The sequence below is a fragment of the Sphingomonas sp. genome (assembly GCF_030145815.1).
Taxonomy (GTDB): domain Bacteria; phylum Pseudomonadota; class Alphaproteobacteria; order Sphingomonadales; family Sphingomonadaceae; genus Sphingomonas.
In genome coordinates this window covers 49,490-62,903 of sequence record NZ_JAIXHL010000009.1, presented here as the reverse complement: position 1 = coordinate 62,903, position 13,414 = coordinate 49,490, and the positions used below count along the sequence as shown (strand labels likewise).

14 protein-coding genes and 1 pseudogene are annotated in these 13,414 nt (G+C 69.1%); all 15 read left to right on the top strand.

The features are described 5' to 3' along the window. Positions 1 to 3: 3 nt before the first annotated feature. The 15 genes and pseudogenes from traL (at position 4) to KYX69_RS09605 (ending at position 13,414) form a co-directional block, all read left to right on the top strand. On the top strand, positions 4 to 291 hold the full coding sequence (gene traL / locus KYX69_RS09675; RefSeq protein ID WP_171128498.1) for a type IV conjugative transfer system protein TraL: 288 nt from the start codon (positions 4 to 6) through the stop codon (positions 289 to 291). Positions 292 to 303: 12 nt separating this feature from the next. Continuing rightward, positions 304 to 876 (top strand): type IV conjugative transfer system protein TraE, encoded by a 573-nt coding sequence (locus tag KYX69_RS09670; RefSeq protein WP_300496544.1) that lies wholly within the window; start codon positions 304 to 306, stop codon positions 874 to 876. After that, positions 876 to 1,634: a type-F conjugative transfer system secretin TraK gene (locus KYX69_RS09665; RefSeq protein ID WP_300496541.1), complete on the top strand. Its 759-nt coding sequence runs from the start codon at positions 876 to 878 to the stop codon at positions 1,632 to 1,634. The genes KYX69_RS09670 and KYX69_RS09665 overlap by 1 nt, the downstream gene beginning before the upstream one ends. Beyond that, positions 1,627 to 2,959, top strand: a pseudogene (locus KYX69_RS09660) (TrbI/VirB10 family protein). The gene KYX69_RS09665 and the pseudogene KYX69_RS09660 overlap by 8 nt, the downstream one beginning before the upstream one ends. After that, entirely contained in the window at positions 2,956 to 3,834 is an 879-nt protein-coding gene (locus KYX69_RS09655) for a DsbC family protein (protein ID WP_300496539.1), read from the top strand. Before KYX69_RS09660 ends, KYX69_RS09655 begins: the two are co-directional and overlap by 4 nt. After that, on the top strand, positions 3,831 to 4,583 hold the full coding sequence (locus KYX69_RS09650; protein WP_300496536.1) for a conjugal transfer protein TraV: 753 nt from the start codon (positions 3,831 to 3,833) through the stop codon (positions 4,581 to 4,583). The genes KYX69_RS09655 and KYX69_RS09650 overlap by 4 nt, the downstream gene beginning before the upstream one ends. Then, entirely contained in the window at positions 4,583 to 7,153 is a 2,571-nt protein-coding gene (traC, locus tag KYX69_RS09645) for a type IV secretion system protein TraC (RefSeq protein WP_300496534.1), read from the top strand. The genes KYX69_RS09650 and traC overlap by 1 nt, the downstream gene beginning before the upstream one ends. A gap of 6 nt (positions 7,154 to 7,159) precedes the next feature. Beyond that, positions 7,160 to 7,552: a hypothetical protein gene (locus KYX69_RS09640; RefSeq protein ID WP_300496532.1), complete on the top strand. Its 393-nt coding sequence runs from the start codon at positions 7,160 to 7,162 to the stop codon at positions 7,550 to 7,552. Continuing rightward, positions 7,549 to 7,956: a TrbI F-type domain-containing protein gene (locus tag KYX69_RS09635; protein WP_300496530.1), complete on the top strand. Its 408-nt coding sequence runs from the start codon at positions 7,549 to 7,551 to the stop codon at positions 7,954 to 7,956. The genes KYX69_RS09640 and KYX69_RS09635 overlap by 4 nt, the downstream gene beginning before the upstream one ends. Continuing rightward, positions 7,943 to 8,467: a S26 family signal peptidase gene (locus tag KYX69_RS09630; RefSeq protein ID WP_300496527.1), complete on the top strand. Its 525-nt coding sequence runs from the start codon at positions 7,943 to 7,945 to the stop codon at positions 8,465 to 8,467. The genes KYX69_RS09635 and KYX69_RS09630 overlap by 14 nt, the downstream gene beginning before the upstream one ends. Then, entirely contained in the window at positions 8,467 to 9,111 is a 645-nt protein-coding gene (gene traW / locus KYX69_RS09625) for a type-F conjugative transfer system protein TraW (protein WP_300496780.1), read from the top strand. Before KYX69_RS09630 ends, traW begins: the two co-directional genes overlap by 1 nt. Continuing rightward, positions 9,108 to 10,133: a conjugal transfer pilus assembly protein TraU gene (gene traU, locus KYX69_RS09620; RefSeq protein ID WP_300496526.1), complete on the top strand. Its 1,026-nt coding sequence runs from the start codon at positions 9,108 to 9,110 to the stop codon at positions 10,131 to 10,133. The genes traW and traU overlap by 4 nt, the downstream gene beginning before the upstream one ends. Beyond that, positions 10,130 to 10,894 carry a type-F conjugative transfer system pilin assembly protein TrbC gene (gene trbC / locus KYX69_RS09615; RefSeq protein WP_300496524.1) on the top strand — a complete coding sequence of 255 codons (765 nt, stop codon included), beginning with the start codon at positions 10,130 to 10,132 and terminating at the stop codon, positions 10,892 to 10,894. Before traU ends, trbC begins: the two co-directional genes overlap by 4 nt. After that, positions 10,891 to 12,600 (top strand): conjugal transfer protein TraN, encoded by a 1,710-nt coding sequence (locus KYX69_RS09610; protein ID WP_300496523.1) that lies wholly within the window; start codon positions 10,891 to 10,893, stop codon positions 12,598 to 12,600. Before trbC ends, KYX69_RS09610 begins: the two co-directional genes overlap by 4 nt. Next, positions 12,581 to 13,414, top strand: a complete 834-nt coding sequence (locus KYX69_RS09605) for a conjugal transfer protein TraF (protein WP_300496520.1) — start codon at positions 12,581 to 12,583, stop codon at positions 13,412 to 13,414. Before KYX69_RS09610 ends, KYX69_RS09605 begins: the two co-directional genes overlap by 20 nt.

Below are 13,414 nucleotides of genomic sequence, written 5' to 3'. Positions count from 1 at the left end.
GCCATGGCGGACCGGTACATCATTCCCCGTCGGCTCGACGATCCGGAGCTCATCGGCTTCTGGACCATCGACGAGTTCGCCGGGATGATCGTCCCATTCACCTGGGGCATCCTCAGCCAGCATATCTTCATCGGCATCGTTGTCGCCTTCGGCGCCTGGTTCGCGCTGCGAAAGGCAAAAGCAGGACGCGCCAGCTCCTGGCTCACCCATGCCGCATATTGGTATCTGCCGGCCGGATTCCTGGGCCTCCGTGCGACGCCGCCTTCCCACTGCCGCCTGCTTGCCGGTTGAGGGGAGACACCCATGTTCGCCGACATCTCGCACGAGCGCCAACAGTCGCTGCTGAGGCAGCGCAACCTGTTCGCGTTGACCAGTGCCGGCTTGGCCGTCGCGCTCGCCATTGCGACAAGCCTCGCCGCGACCCGCGACCGCGAGGTGGTGCTTCTGCCGACGCTGCCGAAGCAGCTCACCGTGAGCAGCGCCGGGGTCGAGGCCGACTATCTTGAGCTCGTCACCCGCGACACCGCGCTCGTCCTCCTGAACCGCAGCCCCGAGGGTCTCGATTATTGGATGAGCGAGATCCTGAAGCTGGCCGATCCGGCCAGCCACGGCCGCCTCAAGGCAGAGCTCGTCCGCATTGTCGAAGAGCAGCGCGGCTCTGACGTGACCCAAGCATTCGTCATCCGGACGATGACCGTCGATCCGAAAGCTCTCTCGTCCGAAGTCACGGGCACGCTCAAGACCTTCGTCGGCGCGCAGGTCATCGCCAGCGAAGAGCGCCGGTTCCGCTTCAGCTGGACCTACCGGGGGCTGCGGCTCGCGCTCTCGGGCTTCGTCCAGCTGCCACCCCAGGACAAATCCAAGGAGGCCCAGTGATGGCTTACCAACGCAGGAGGCTTGCGCGTGCGGCGCTGCCCGCCCTGACCGCGATGCTCGCGCTCACGAGCTTGCCGGCGCATGCGGCCGACCAGTTCAAGCAGGCGGCGGACGGCGCCGGCGTCGAGTGCTCGGTCTCGGCTCGCGAGCTCACCCGCTTCGCGCTCGTCGGCGACCAGTTTGCGAGCGTGTCGAAGATGTCGACCGGCACGCCGTACAACGACTTTGCCGTCACTAACGAACCCATTCGCGGCGATATCTACGTCTCCGTGCCCGAGACCTACGCGGCCGGGTCGATCAGCTTCTTTGCGACGACCAGGAAGGGCTTCGTCTACAAAGTCTCGTGCCGGGTCGAGCCGATCCCGGCGGCGCAGGTGTTCATCACCAACCCCGCGATCGCCACCAACCAGGCCGCGGAATGGGAGAGCGAAACTCCGCTTGGCGTAAGCGCCGTTCGCCTCGTGCAGGCGATGGCCAACGATCGGACGATCGACGGCTTCGAGGTGCGGCAGGCGACCGACTTGCCCGCTCGCGCCGGCGACCTCGAGATCCAGCTGGTCGCCGAATACCGCGGCGCGAGCCTCGCCGGCAAGGTCGTCCGGATCACCAACCGCGGGCGCAAGTCCATCACCCTCGCCGAGCGCGACCTCGCGCCCCGCGACACCCTCGCCGTCTCGATCGTCACCCCGACGCTCGAGCCCGGCTCCAGCACGACGGCCTTCGTGGTCGGCGCCAACGGGGAGAGCAGCCATGACTGACACCAGCCAGAATCCCGCTCCGCTGCAGGCCGAGCCCGCCGCGCCGTCCGAAGTGGCCGGCCTCAACGCCCGCACTGCGCGCCGGCAGAGGCTGCTGCTCGGCGGGATCGGCGCGATCGCGCTCGTCGGCGGCAGCTGGTTCATCCTCGGTGGCGACGAGGACGGCGCGTCCAGCGACCCCCAGGCGGCGACAACCATCGATACTGCCGGTCTCGTGAACCGCGACCTGTCGCAGCGCGAGTTCGTCGCCAGCTACGGCAACCGGCTCGACGCGGTGACGCGCGAGCAGAAGGCCCTTCGGGAATCCGCCGTCCCGCGCAGCGAGGTCGAGGCGCAGCTCGCCGCGCTCAAGGCCGAAAACCAGGCCATGCGCGTCGACGGGCAGGCGGCGATCGATGCGATCTCGGCCGAGAACGCGGACCTCAAGTCGCGGCTCGCCGCCCAGGCTGCCGCGCCCGCGCCGGCAGCGCCGGCCCCAGCCTACGGACCGCAGGCGGGCGGCTATGATGCGCGCGGCCGTACGGCGTCGTCGCCGCAGCCCGGCACGGTCGCTGGCCCGGACCCGATGATCCCGTCACCCGGCGAGGTGAAGCTGCTGAGCTTCGCCAGCGAGAAGGCCGGGACGACCGGCCTTCGCGCGGCACGCCCGGAGGCGCCGCCGGTCGTCGTGGAGGACTCGCCCGATTACCTTCCGCCCAATTCCTATGCCCCGGCCCGGGTGATCGTCGGCGTCGACGCTTCCGCGGGCGTCGCCAGCCAGACCGATCCGCTGCCGGTCGTGCTGAGGATCACCGGCCCTGCACGGTCGGTGATGCAGAACGGCAAGGTGCTCACCACCCGCATCCAGGGCTGCGTGGTCAACGGCGCGGCGCGCGGCGACCTCTCCTCGGAGAAGGTCTATGTGAAGCTGGCCCGCATGACCTGCGACCAGCCCGGCGGCCGAGTGGCGGTGAGCGAGGTCAAGGGCTTCATCAGCTTCGCCGGCAAGTCCGGCGTGCGCGGGCGGGTTGTCAGCCGCGAAGGCAGCCTCGTCAGCCAGGCGCTGCTCGCCGGGATCATCGGGGGGGTTCGGCCGCGGCTTCTCGGCCAACGCCAACAGCCTGTTCTCCGGCATCGCCACAAACCCCGACGGCACGCGCGGCCAGCTCTCGCCCGGCGACATTCTGATCGGCGGGCTCGGCCAGGGCGCCGCCGACGCCGCCGATACGGTCAGCAAGTATCTGATCGAGCGCGCCGAACAGTACCAACCCGTCGTCGAGATGCCGACCGGCATCGATGTCGAGATCGTGTTCCTCGACGGCGTCTACGTGAGGAACTCCCAATGACCCCCGACGCGATCGAAGCACCCGACAAGACGGCCCGCCGCTGGCTGCGTCCGGCCGCCGGACTCGCCGCCGTCATCGCGGTATCCGCCGCCACCGGCTGGGGCGTTGCCAGCCTCGCCGCGCCGACGGCTGCTCCCGACACCGCCACGGTTCGCGCAGCGCTCAAGCTCAGGCTTCCGAAGACGCCGATCGATGCGATCGACTGCTCCGGGCTCGGCGGCCTGTGCGAGGTCGCCTCGAAATCGACGCTCTTCTACGTCGACCGGGCGGCGAAGTATCTCGTGATCGGCCGCATCTACGACATGGAGGCGCGCCAGGACCTGACCGCCGCGCGGCTGCTGGCGCTCAATCCGGATCTGCTGATGGCCGGCGCAGCACGCCGCGAGGCCGGAGACGACGAGCCGCCGCAGCAGCGACCCAGCGTCCCGGCGCGGGTCTCGCTCACCGGGCTCCCGGCGAACGGGGCGATCACCTGGGGCCCGGCCGACGGGCCGAAGGTGGTCGTATTCTCCGACTTCAACTGCAGCTACTGCAAGAAGCTCGAGGGCGAGCTGAAGGCGATCGGCGCGCGCGTCGAGGAACGCCCGATCTCGATCTTCGGCGCGGAAAGCCGCCAGGTCGCCGAGCAGGTGCTCTGTTCGCCCCGGCCGGAGATGTCGCTGCGCATGGCCTATTCGGGCCTGGCACTCGCCAATCCCAAGCCCTGCGACACGACCGGCCTCGACGCCAACGAAGCCTTTGCCAAGGCGCACGGCTTCGGAGGGACGCCGGTCATCGTGCGTCCGTCCGACGGCGCCGTGCTCGAAGGCTATCGCCCCGCGGCCGCGCTGCGCGCGTTCCTCCGCGCCGCTCCCCGCCAGACCAGCAAAGGATGACCCACATGCCCTCTCGCACGCGCCTTATCGTCTGCGCCGGCCTCGCGGCGGCGCTGAGCGGCTGCACCACGTTTGGCACCAACATCCAGGGCGATTTCAGCTGCCGCGCGCCCAAGGGCGGCTGTGCGCCCAGCCAAGTGATCGACGCCGGTGCGACCGCGGCAATCGAGGATGGTCGATCCTCGTCGGAGCTCGCTCGGGTCCGGGCCGGGGTTGCGGCCGGCGACACCGGCCGGACCTCCGAACGCACGCTGCGGATCGTGTTCCCGGCCCATGTCGACAAAGCCGGAACGCTTCACGACGAGGCCGTCGCCTGGGCGGTCGTCGAAAACCCGCGCTGGGCCGCGGAGCTGCGCCGCAAGCCCGGCGAAGACGCCGCGCCGCCGCTAATGCGCCAGCTCGGCCGGCAACTCAGGGCCGCCCAGGAGGCGCCCGCCGCCGCCACGCAGGAGCCCGACACCGACCTCGGCTCGCCCTTCTCGCCGACAACACCGCCCATCCAGGATTCTCCCGTCGCCTCGCCGCTGGTCCTCCCCTCCACGGCGCGCGAGGCCGTAGCCGGTGCCAAGGCACCGGCGGTCGAGGGGTTCGACATGTCTGCCCCCCTGCATGATCGGACCCCTCGGCCTGGCGGCGATGCGCCGCTGACGTTCCCGAGCATCGAGGCGATCGAAGCCGCCAAGGCCCCAAAGGACGCCGATGCCGGCAAGACCTCCGCCCCCGCGCAAGCCGACAAGGAACCCAAGTGATGGCCGAGCGGCTGAACACGATTCTGGACCGCGTGCTCACCGGACTGCTCGGCGACGCCGAACATGCGGAGAAGCGCCGGCCGCCGCTGATGCTCGACATGCTGTCAGACTGGCTGCCGTACCGCGTCTTCGACCCGGCGAGCCGGCTCTATTTCAACGCGCGCTCCAAGGGCTTCATCCTCTCGGTGACGCCGCTGATCGGCGCCGACGAACGCACCGGCGAGATCCTCGGGGCGTTCTTCTCCGAAGGCCTGCCGCCCGGCGCCTGCCTCCAGGTGCTGCACCTCGCGTCCCCGCGCATCAGCCGGATTGTCGCGCCCTGGTTCGCCCCGCGCTACGTCCAGGGCGGAGTCTATGAGGCGATCGCCCGCCACCGGGCCAAGCGGCTCTATGGCCTCGTCTGGGAATCGGGCTCGGCGGACGCGCCGTTCCATGCGCGGCACCACCAGGTGATCGTCTCGGTCGGCGTTCCGGCGTCGAAGACCGTGAGCAACGAGGAGCTTAAGCAGACCCGCGACGGGCTCATCGCGATGTTGAAGTCGCTGAACCTCGGCGTCGCGGAGGTGGGACCGCAGCAGCTCATCGCGATCCTCGACGACCTGACCTCGCCGACCACGGCGCCGCAGGACGATGCCGCCCCCTACAATCCCGCCGATCCGATAGCGGCCCAGGCGATCCGCCACGACATCGAGCTCGTCGTGCACGAGGACCGGATGCACTTGCGCACCGAGCGCTTCCGCCCGACCGGCAGGACCGAAGGCGGCGTTCCCGAGATCGGCACCGTCTATCCCGACGCGTTCGACGTGCGGCATTTCGCGGTTCGCAACATGCCGCAGCGCTGGGCGCCGTGGGAGTGCGCGCGACTCATCGGCGACCTGTTCACCGACAAGCTTCGCTTTCCCTGTCCGGCCGCGACCATGCTGTGCCTCGTCTATCCCGACCAGGAAGCGGCGAGCGCCAAGGCCGGCTTTAAGTTCATGCGCACGACCAGCCTCGCCGGCGCCAGAAGCGCCCGCTTCCTCCCGCGCATCGGCGAGCAGGCCGCCGAATGGCAGCACGTCCAGGCCGAGCTCCAGGAAGGCCGCCGGCTCGTCCGGGTGTTCTATGGGATCACGGCCTATTCGCCGCTCGGGGCGGGCGACCGCCACGAACGGGCGATCAAGTCGATCTACAAGGCCGCGGGCTGGGATCTCGCCGACGAGCGATATTTGCAGGTCCAGGGCCTGCTCGCGGCCATGCCGCTGACGCTCGCCGACGGGCTCGGCGCCGATATGGAGCGGCTGAAGCGCTTCAAGACGGTGCTGTCGACGACCGCCGCCAACATCGCGCCGATGCAGGGCGAATATCTCGGGAGCGCGCAGCCCCACCTGCTGTTCGTCGGTCGTCGCGGCCAGCCCTTCTTCTGGTCGCCGTTCGAGAACGACGCCGGCAACCACAATGTCGCGATCTGCGGCAAGTCGGGCTCGGGCAAGTCGGTGCTGCTGCAGGAGATGTGCGCGGCGCTGCGCGGCGCGGGCGCCCAAGTCGTGGTGATCGACGACGGACGCAGCTTCGAGCATTCGGTCAAGCTCCAGGGCGGCCGCTTCGTCGAGTTCACGATGAAGGCGGGCTTCTGCCTCAACCCCTTCTCCATGATCGACGCGGCCCGCGCCGAGGAGGACGAGGACTATCGTCTCGACTGCTTCGGCATGGTCAAGGCCATCGTCGGGCAGATGGCGCGGCACAGCCAGAAGCTGAGCGACACCGAGCGCGGGCTCATCGACCGCGCGGTCAACGCGGTGTGGAGCGAGCATGGTGTCGCGGCGACGATCACCGGCGTCGGCGAGGCGCTGGCGGCACAAGGCAACGGGGCCGCAGCGGACCTCGCGACGGCGCTCGCGCCCTACATGGCCGGCGGCACCTATGGTGCCTTCTTCGAAGGCCAGGCGAGCCTCGCCCTCGATGCCGACTTCACGGTGTTCGAGATGTCCGACCTGGCGAGCCGCGAGGAGCTGCGGGCGGTCGTGCTCTCGGCGATCATGTTCATGACCAGCCAGGCGATGACCCGCTCGCCCCGCCAAGTGCGCAAGCTGCTGCTGATCGACGAGGCCTGGTCGATGCTGAAGGGCGGCTCGATGGGCGAGTTCGTCGAGACCTACGCCCGCACCTGCCGCAAGTACGGCGGCGCGCTCGCCACCGCGACCCAGTCGCTCAACGACTACTACAAGTCGGACGGGGCGACCGCCGCGCTCGAGAACAGCGACTGGATGCTGATCCTCCAGCAGAAGCCGGAGACCATTGCCGACTTCAAAGCCAGCAAACGCCTCGACATGGACGACCGAGCCGAGACGCTGATCCGCAGCCTCAAGCGCTCGGGCAGCGACTATTCGGAGGTGTTCATCAAGGGGCCGGAGACCGAGGCGATCGGCCGGCTCGTGCTCGACGACTATTCGGCGACGCTGTTCTCGAGCTCGCCCCAGACATTCGCCGCGATCGATGCCGAGATCGCCCGCGGCCACCAGCTCGCCGACGCGATCGAGCGGATCGCCTTCGCGGGCCGCACCTCAATCCACCCTCAAGCAAGGACCTGAAAACCCATGTCACTCCACCTCGTCACTCCCTCCGAACCGGCGCAGGAGCTTGCCGCGGAGGACGAACTCCCACCGCCCGGCAAGGGCTGGCGCGGCCATGCCGCCGACACCTGCTATATCCTCCTCAAGGCGGGGGGCTTCCTCGCCACGACCTACCTGATGACGCTCGGGCTGCCGCTGCTGTTCTTCCTGATGATCTCGGGCGGCGACGTGGAGCTGTTCTTCGCGCAGCTCGCCAATTTCGCGGACCGCTTCCTCGGCGCCGATCCCGACCGCCAGGTCGGCTTCGTCAATGAGCTCAAGTTCGGCCTCATCAGCCTCGCCACGCTGGTCGCCTGCCTGCGGCTGCCCGGCTTCCTGTGCGAGGTCAACGAAGGACTCCGGGAGGAAAGGCCGTGAAGAACATATTGGCAACATTCGTCCTGCCGAAGTGTCGCTTCGGCGTCAGCCTGACCGCTATCGCGCTCGCGGTGAGCATGGTCGGCTCCACGCTCTGGGGCCTGTGGGCGACCGACAAGCTGCTCGCGCTCGAGAAGCGCGAGGTCGTCACCGTCCAGCTGAGCGGCATCATGGGCGACTTCGTCGAAGCCGAAGCGCGTGCCGGGCGCAGTCCCGAGGAAACCCGCCAGCGGGTCCAGGCCTATCTCAAGGCGGTCGAGGCTTCGGTGGGCCAGCTCTCGCGCGAAGGCCGCACCGTCCTCGTCGCCGAAGCGGTGGTGGCGGGGAGCACCCCCGATCTCTCCGAAGCGGTGCGCGCCGACGTCGCGCGCCGGATGGGGGCCTCTCCCGATGCGCGCCGCTGATGCCTCGGATCGCTTGCCGACATGGCCGCGCCTCGCGCTGTGGGGCGGCCTTGGCGCCGCGGCGCTCGCGCTCAGCTCGCTGTCCGCCTTCGCCCGCGATCACGCGCTGATGATCAACGCGAGCCCGAGCCTGCCCTACTGGGCGGTCTGGCTGACCCGCGGCGCCGTGCCGCAGCGCGGCGACATCATCCTGTTCGATCCGCCGGCCTCGCCGCTGCTCGTGAAGCACTTCGGCCACGAGCCGAAGCCGTTCGGCAAGAGGGTGAGCGGGGTGCCGGGCGACGTCGTCACCGAGAGGAACCGCGCCTTCTTCGTCAACGGCAGGCTGGTGGCGCGGGCAAAGCCGCGAAGCCGGCTCGGCGAGCCGCTCGCGCTGGGCCCGACGGGCACGGTTCCCCGGGGATGCTACTTCGTCACCACCGAGCACAAGGACGGGTTCGACAGCCGCTATGCAGCGATTGGCTGGGTCTGTTCGCCTCGCATCCTTGGCGTCGGGAGGCCGATCCTGTGATCCGCGCCGCGCTCATCGCCGCGCCGCTCCTCGCCTGCCTCGGCACGGCGACCCCAGCGCTCGCCCGCGACTACGGCCAGCAGGGCGCCGTCTGGCCGATCGTCGAGCCCGACCTGCTCGCGCAGATCCACGCCCGGCTGACCCGGCTCGAAAAGACCGGGGAGACGGCGCGGCTCAACGAGGAGCTGAAGCGGCGCACGATCGCGCGCGTCAACCGCCCCGAGCCGGTCGCCGGCCTCGGCCCGGCCTCGGCAACGCGCCGCTGGCGCTTCGATCCGACGATCACCGTCGAGCGCAACATTGCCGACGACAAGGGCCGGGTGATCATTGCCGCGGGCACGCGGGTCAATCCGCTCGACACCGTGCCGCTGCGCGCACCGCTCGTGTTCCTCGACGGCGACGATCCGGCGCAGCTTGCCTGGGCGGCACGCCGCTTCGCAGCGACGCGGGCAAAGCTGATCCTGGTGCGCGGCGCGCCGCTCGAGCTGATGAAGGCCCGCCAGCGCCGGTTCTACTTCGACCAGGGCGGCAGCCTCGTGAAGCATTTCGGCATCCGCGCGGTCCCCGCGACGGTCGAGCAGCAGGGCCGCGTCCTCCTGATCACCGAACGGGCGATCGAGCCGCAGAAGGGCAAGGCCTCATGACTCGCAGGAACCTCCATTCCCGCATTGGCGCCCTGTTCCTGCTGCTGGCCGCTAGCCTGCTGGCCGCCAGCCCCGCGCGGGCCGAGGCCGGGCCGGGCCGCTGCACCGGCAAGTTCGTCAACCCGATCACCGACATCTGCTGGTCGTGCCTGTTCCCGATCTCGGTCGGGGGCTTGAAGATCTGGCCCTCGGAGCGGCCCGACACCGACAATCCCGATTCCCCGGTCTGCCTGTGCGGCTTGAGGCCCGGGATCGCGATGGGGTTCTGGGAGCCGGTGCGGCTCGCCGACGTCAGCATGAAGCCGTGGTGCTTCGTCAACCTCGGCGGGATGAAGCTCGATCCCGGCATCGACATCGGATTCAAGACCATGGCCGGTCCGTCCGCGGTCGGCGGCGCGACGCAGTACAACTCGCAGTGGCACGTCCACTGGTACGCCTATCCGCTCATCTACTGGATGGAGATCGTCGCCGACTTTCTGTGCCTCGAGTCCGGGTCGGTCGACATCCTCTACATCACCGAGATCGATCCGCTCTGGCAGGACAGCGAGCTCACGGCGATCATCAATCCCGAAGCCGTCCTGTTCGCCAATCCGCTCGCGCTCGCCGCCTGCGCCGCGGACTGCGTGGCGGCGACAGCGAAGCTGCCGACGGACGAACTGTTCTGGTGCGCGGGCTGCCAGGGGACGATGTATCCCCTGAACGGCAATGTCTCGGCGACGATCGGCCATGTGCAGGCCTCGCGCCTCGCGCTCGCCCGCTTCTCCTACAAGCTCCACCGCGAACTCGTCGCCTGGGGCACGATGGGCGGCAAGGGGCTGTGCGGCAAGTACCTGATGCCGGTGATGCGCAAGCAGCAATACCGCTTCCAGGCCACCAACCCCAATCCGCAGACGAAGGGCCGCTACGCCTGCGCGCCCATCGGCGCCTCCACTACCTTCATGTCGGCAGGTCAGGTCTATCCCGCCATCGGCGAGGACATGGGCTACCTGGTCTGGCGCAAGCGGAACTGCTGCGCGCTATGAAGACCGTCCTCCATCTTCTCACCGTGTCCTTGCTCGCAGGCGCCGCGGCCTTTGCCGGCGCTGCCGCGCAGACCGCTGACCAGGACCTCGACCTGGAGGCAATCCGCGCCCGCGCCGCACAGGAGACAGGCGAGGCCGAAGCCCTCGCGGCAAGCGCCCGGGCCCGCGCCGAGCAGCTGGCCCGCGAAGCGAAGTCGAGCGCGAACGCGGCCGAGGTCCACGGCCGCCGCTTCGCAGCACAGGCGGCGAAGAGCGCCCGGCCCGATCCGGCGCAGACGTTCGACTTCGACGCGATGGTCGCCGACGCCGGCGCAATGGCCGAAGAAGGCATGGGCGAGGCCCCGCGCTTCGTCGCCTTCGCCAGCACGTCGATGCCGCCCGCCGCGCTTCGCACGATGATCGACGATGTCACCCGAGCAGGCGGCGTGGTCGTGCTGCGCGGCCTGCCGAACAACAGCGCCAAGGCGCTGACCGCCGCGCTGTCAAAGGTGGCGCGTCAGGGCGAGCAGCTGACGGGCGTCGGGATCGATCCGCGGCTGTTCCGGGCGTTCGGGGTCGCGGCTGTGCCCACCTATGTCGTCACCGGCAGCGACTTCGACCTGTGCGACGGCTTCGACTGCGTGAGCGCTGTGCCGCCGCACGACCGCATGACCGGCAATGTGAGCGCAGCCTACGCGCTCGAGACCTTCGCGCGCGGTGGCGGTCCCGGCGCGCTCATCGCCGCGCAGCACCTCGCCCGACTTGAAAGGCCCAATCCATGAAGCCCCTCAGGCTTGCCGCGCTGTCGCTTGCGATTACCTGCCTCACGCCCGGTGCCATGGCCCATGCGCAGACCACGACCGAGGCCGCCAAGGCCGACGGCAAGGCCTTCGCCCGCGACAAGGCCGCCGCCGCGCAGGATGCCGCGACCACGCGGCCTGACACTGAGCGGGTGCCCAATTTCGGCGGCGTGCCGGGCCAGTCGGATTATTTCGACGACCCCGATCGCATGAGCCGCGAGGCCGCGAGCCAGGCGAGCTCGAGCACGGGCTATCGCACGATGCGGGATTCGATGGACCGGCGCGCCCGCTTCGCGCCGCAGGATCTCGACGCCGTGATCGCGCGCAGCAAGACGCTGAGCGAGGACCCGCTCGCCTATACCAGCGGAATGGCGATCGGCGGCTCGCAGGGCCGTTGCGTCCCGCTGCCCGAAGGGTCCGGGAGCGCCGGGCGCTACATGGCGACCTGCAACACCGGCTACACCGCAAGCGAAGAGGTGAAGAGCTGCCCGATCTCGCTCGAGGCAACGACGACGTCCGTCACCGAGTATCTCTACTACTGCCCGCGCTTTGACCCGGACTGCGCGACCTTCGATCTTCCCGCCTGCCGCTACACGGGCAGTCATCCAGGTCCTTGCCTGCAAGGATACAAGGACGCGTGGGGATTGCGTTGCACCGAACCCGGTGACCCGATCAGCGAATATACGTGCTCGGAGCGGGTTCCAGGACAGCGCATTATCAGAACGTCTTCCCGGACACAGCTGACGACGCGGCGCAACGAAAGCGGATGCGCGGACCTCGCCGCCGACAGCAGCTGCCGGCAGGACGCCGAGACCTGCACCGACAGCGACCCGGTCGCCCGCATCGTCAACGGCGTCGCGGTCACCCAGCCGTGCTGGGCCTGGTCGCGCAGCTACACCTGCGCGCAATACACCGAGGCGCAAGACTGCCAGACGCTGGAGAGCACCGCGGGATGCAACGTCGTGCGCGAGGATTGCCTGACCGACGAGCCCTGCCGGACGTGGGAGCGCGTCTACGATTGCCCGGTGCCCGACCAGCCCGCCAGCGCCAACCAGTTCATCTGCGACGGCGACGTCTACTGCATCGACGGTTCGTGTGAGACGATCGAGCGCGAGGCCAATGACGAGTTCAAGGACGCCGTCGTCGCATTGAACGCGATGAACCAGGCCCGGCGCGAGTTCGACCCCGACACGCTCACGCTGTTCAGGGGCACGCGCAACACCTGCTCGTCCAAGGTCTTCGGGGCGCTCAATTGCTGCCGCGGCAAGGGCTTCCCGCTCATTCCGGGCATCCAGCTGCTCATGGCGCTCGGCTGCAGCCGCGAGGAGGCGCTGCTCCACCAGCGCGATGCGCAGGGCCTGTGCGCCTATGTTGGAAGCTATTGCTCGGACAGCTTCCTCGGCGTCTGCCTGACCAAGAAGAAGGTCTATTGCTGCTTCGAGTCCAAGCTGTCGCGGATCCTCCAGGAACAGGGCCGGCAGCAGCTGAACAAGCCCTGGGGCAAGCCCAAGACCGAGCAGTGCCTCGGCTTTACGATCGACGAGTTCTCCCGGCTCGACCTCTCGAAGATGGACTTCAGCGAAGTCTATGCCGAGTTCACCGAGGCCGCCCGCCTGCCCGACGAGCTCGAGGCGGCAACCGAAATCCAGCAGAAAATCGAGGACTATTATGCCCGCGCTCGTCAGTAAGGCCGCCCGGCGGCTCGTATCCGCCTGCCTCGCCCTGACCATCGCTCCGCTGCTCAATGCCGCTCCGGCGCTCGCGCAGGAGGCGCCGGTCGCGACCGGCGAGGGCGGAGACCGCTTCTACTGCGAGGAGCGTCGGCTCGGTTACTGGTTCTACTGCACCGGGCCCCGGCCGGCCGAAACGCCCGAGCCCGCGCCGCCGCCGGCGGCGAGCGCGACCAGCCAGCTCGATGCGATCACCGCGCAGCTGCGCGAGCTCAAGGCGAAGGCGATCCTCGAGCCGACGCCGGCCAACGTCACCGCCTATATCCGCTTCCAGCGCGAACAGCTCGACCGCGCGTCGCTGTTCAGCGATGTCTGGCAGCGGGCGATCTGGCAGGACCCCGAGCTCGACTACACGCTGCAGCGGCCGGTCTCGACGCTCGGCAAGATGCAGTGGCAGGACGCGCGCAGCGCCGAGCGCAGCGCCGTGATGGCGCAGCTCGGGGCGCGCTACGGGCTGTTCTACTTCTTCGCGCAGAGCTGCGGCGCCTGCGAGGTGATGTCGCCGATCGTGCAGTCGGTCGCCTCGACCTGGCACATCGCGGTCCGCGCGATCTCGACCGACGGCGGGCCGTCGCGCCATTTCCCCAACTACACCGTCGAGACCAACCAGCGCACCCGCATGGGCCTCGAGCCGAAGGTGACGCCGGCCGTCGTGCTCTGGGACGCGCTCAAGGGGCAGGCCATCCCGATCGGCTACGGCGTCATGTCGGCCGACGAGCTTCAGGACCGCATCTACCTCCTCACATCGAAGGAAGCCGGACGTGACTACTAG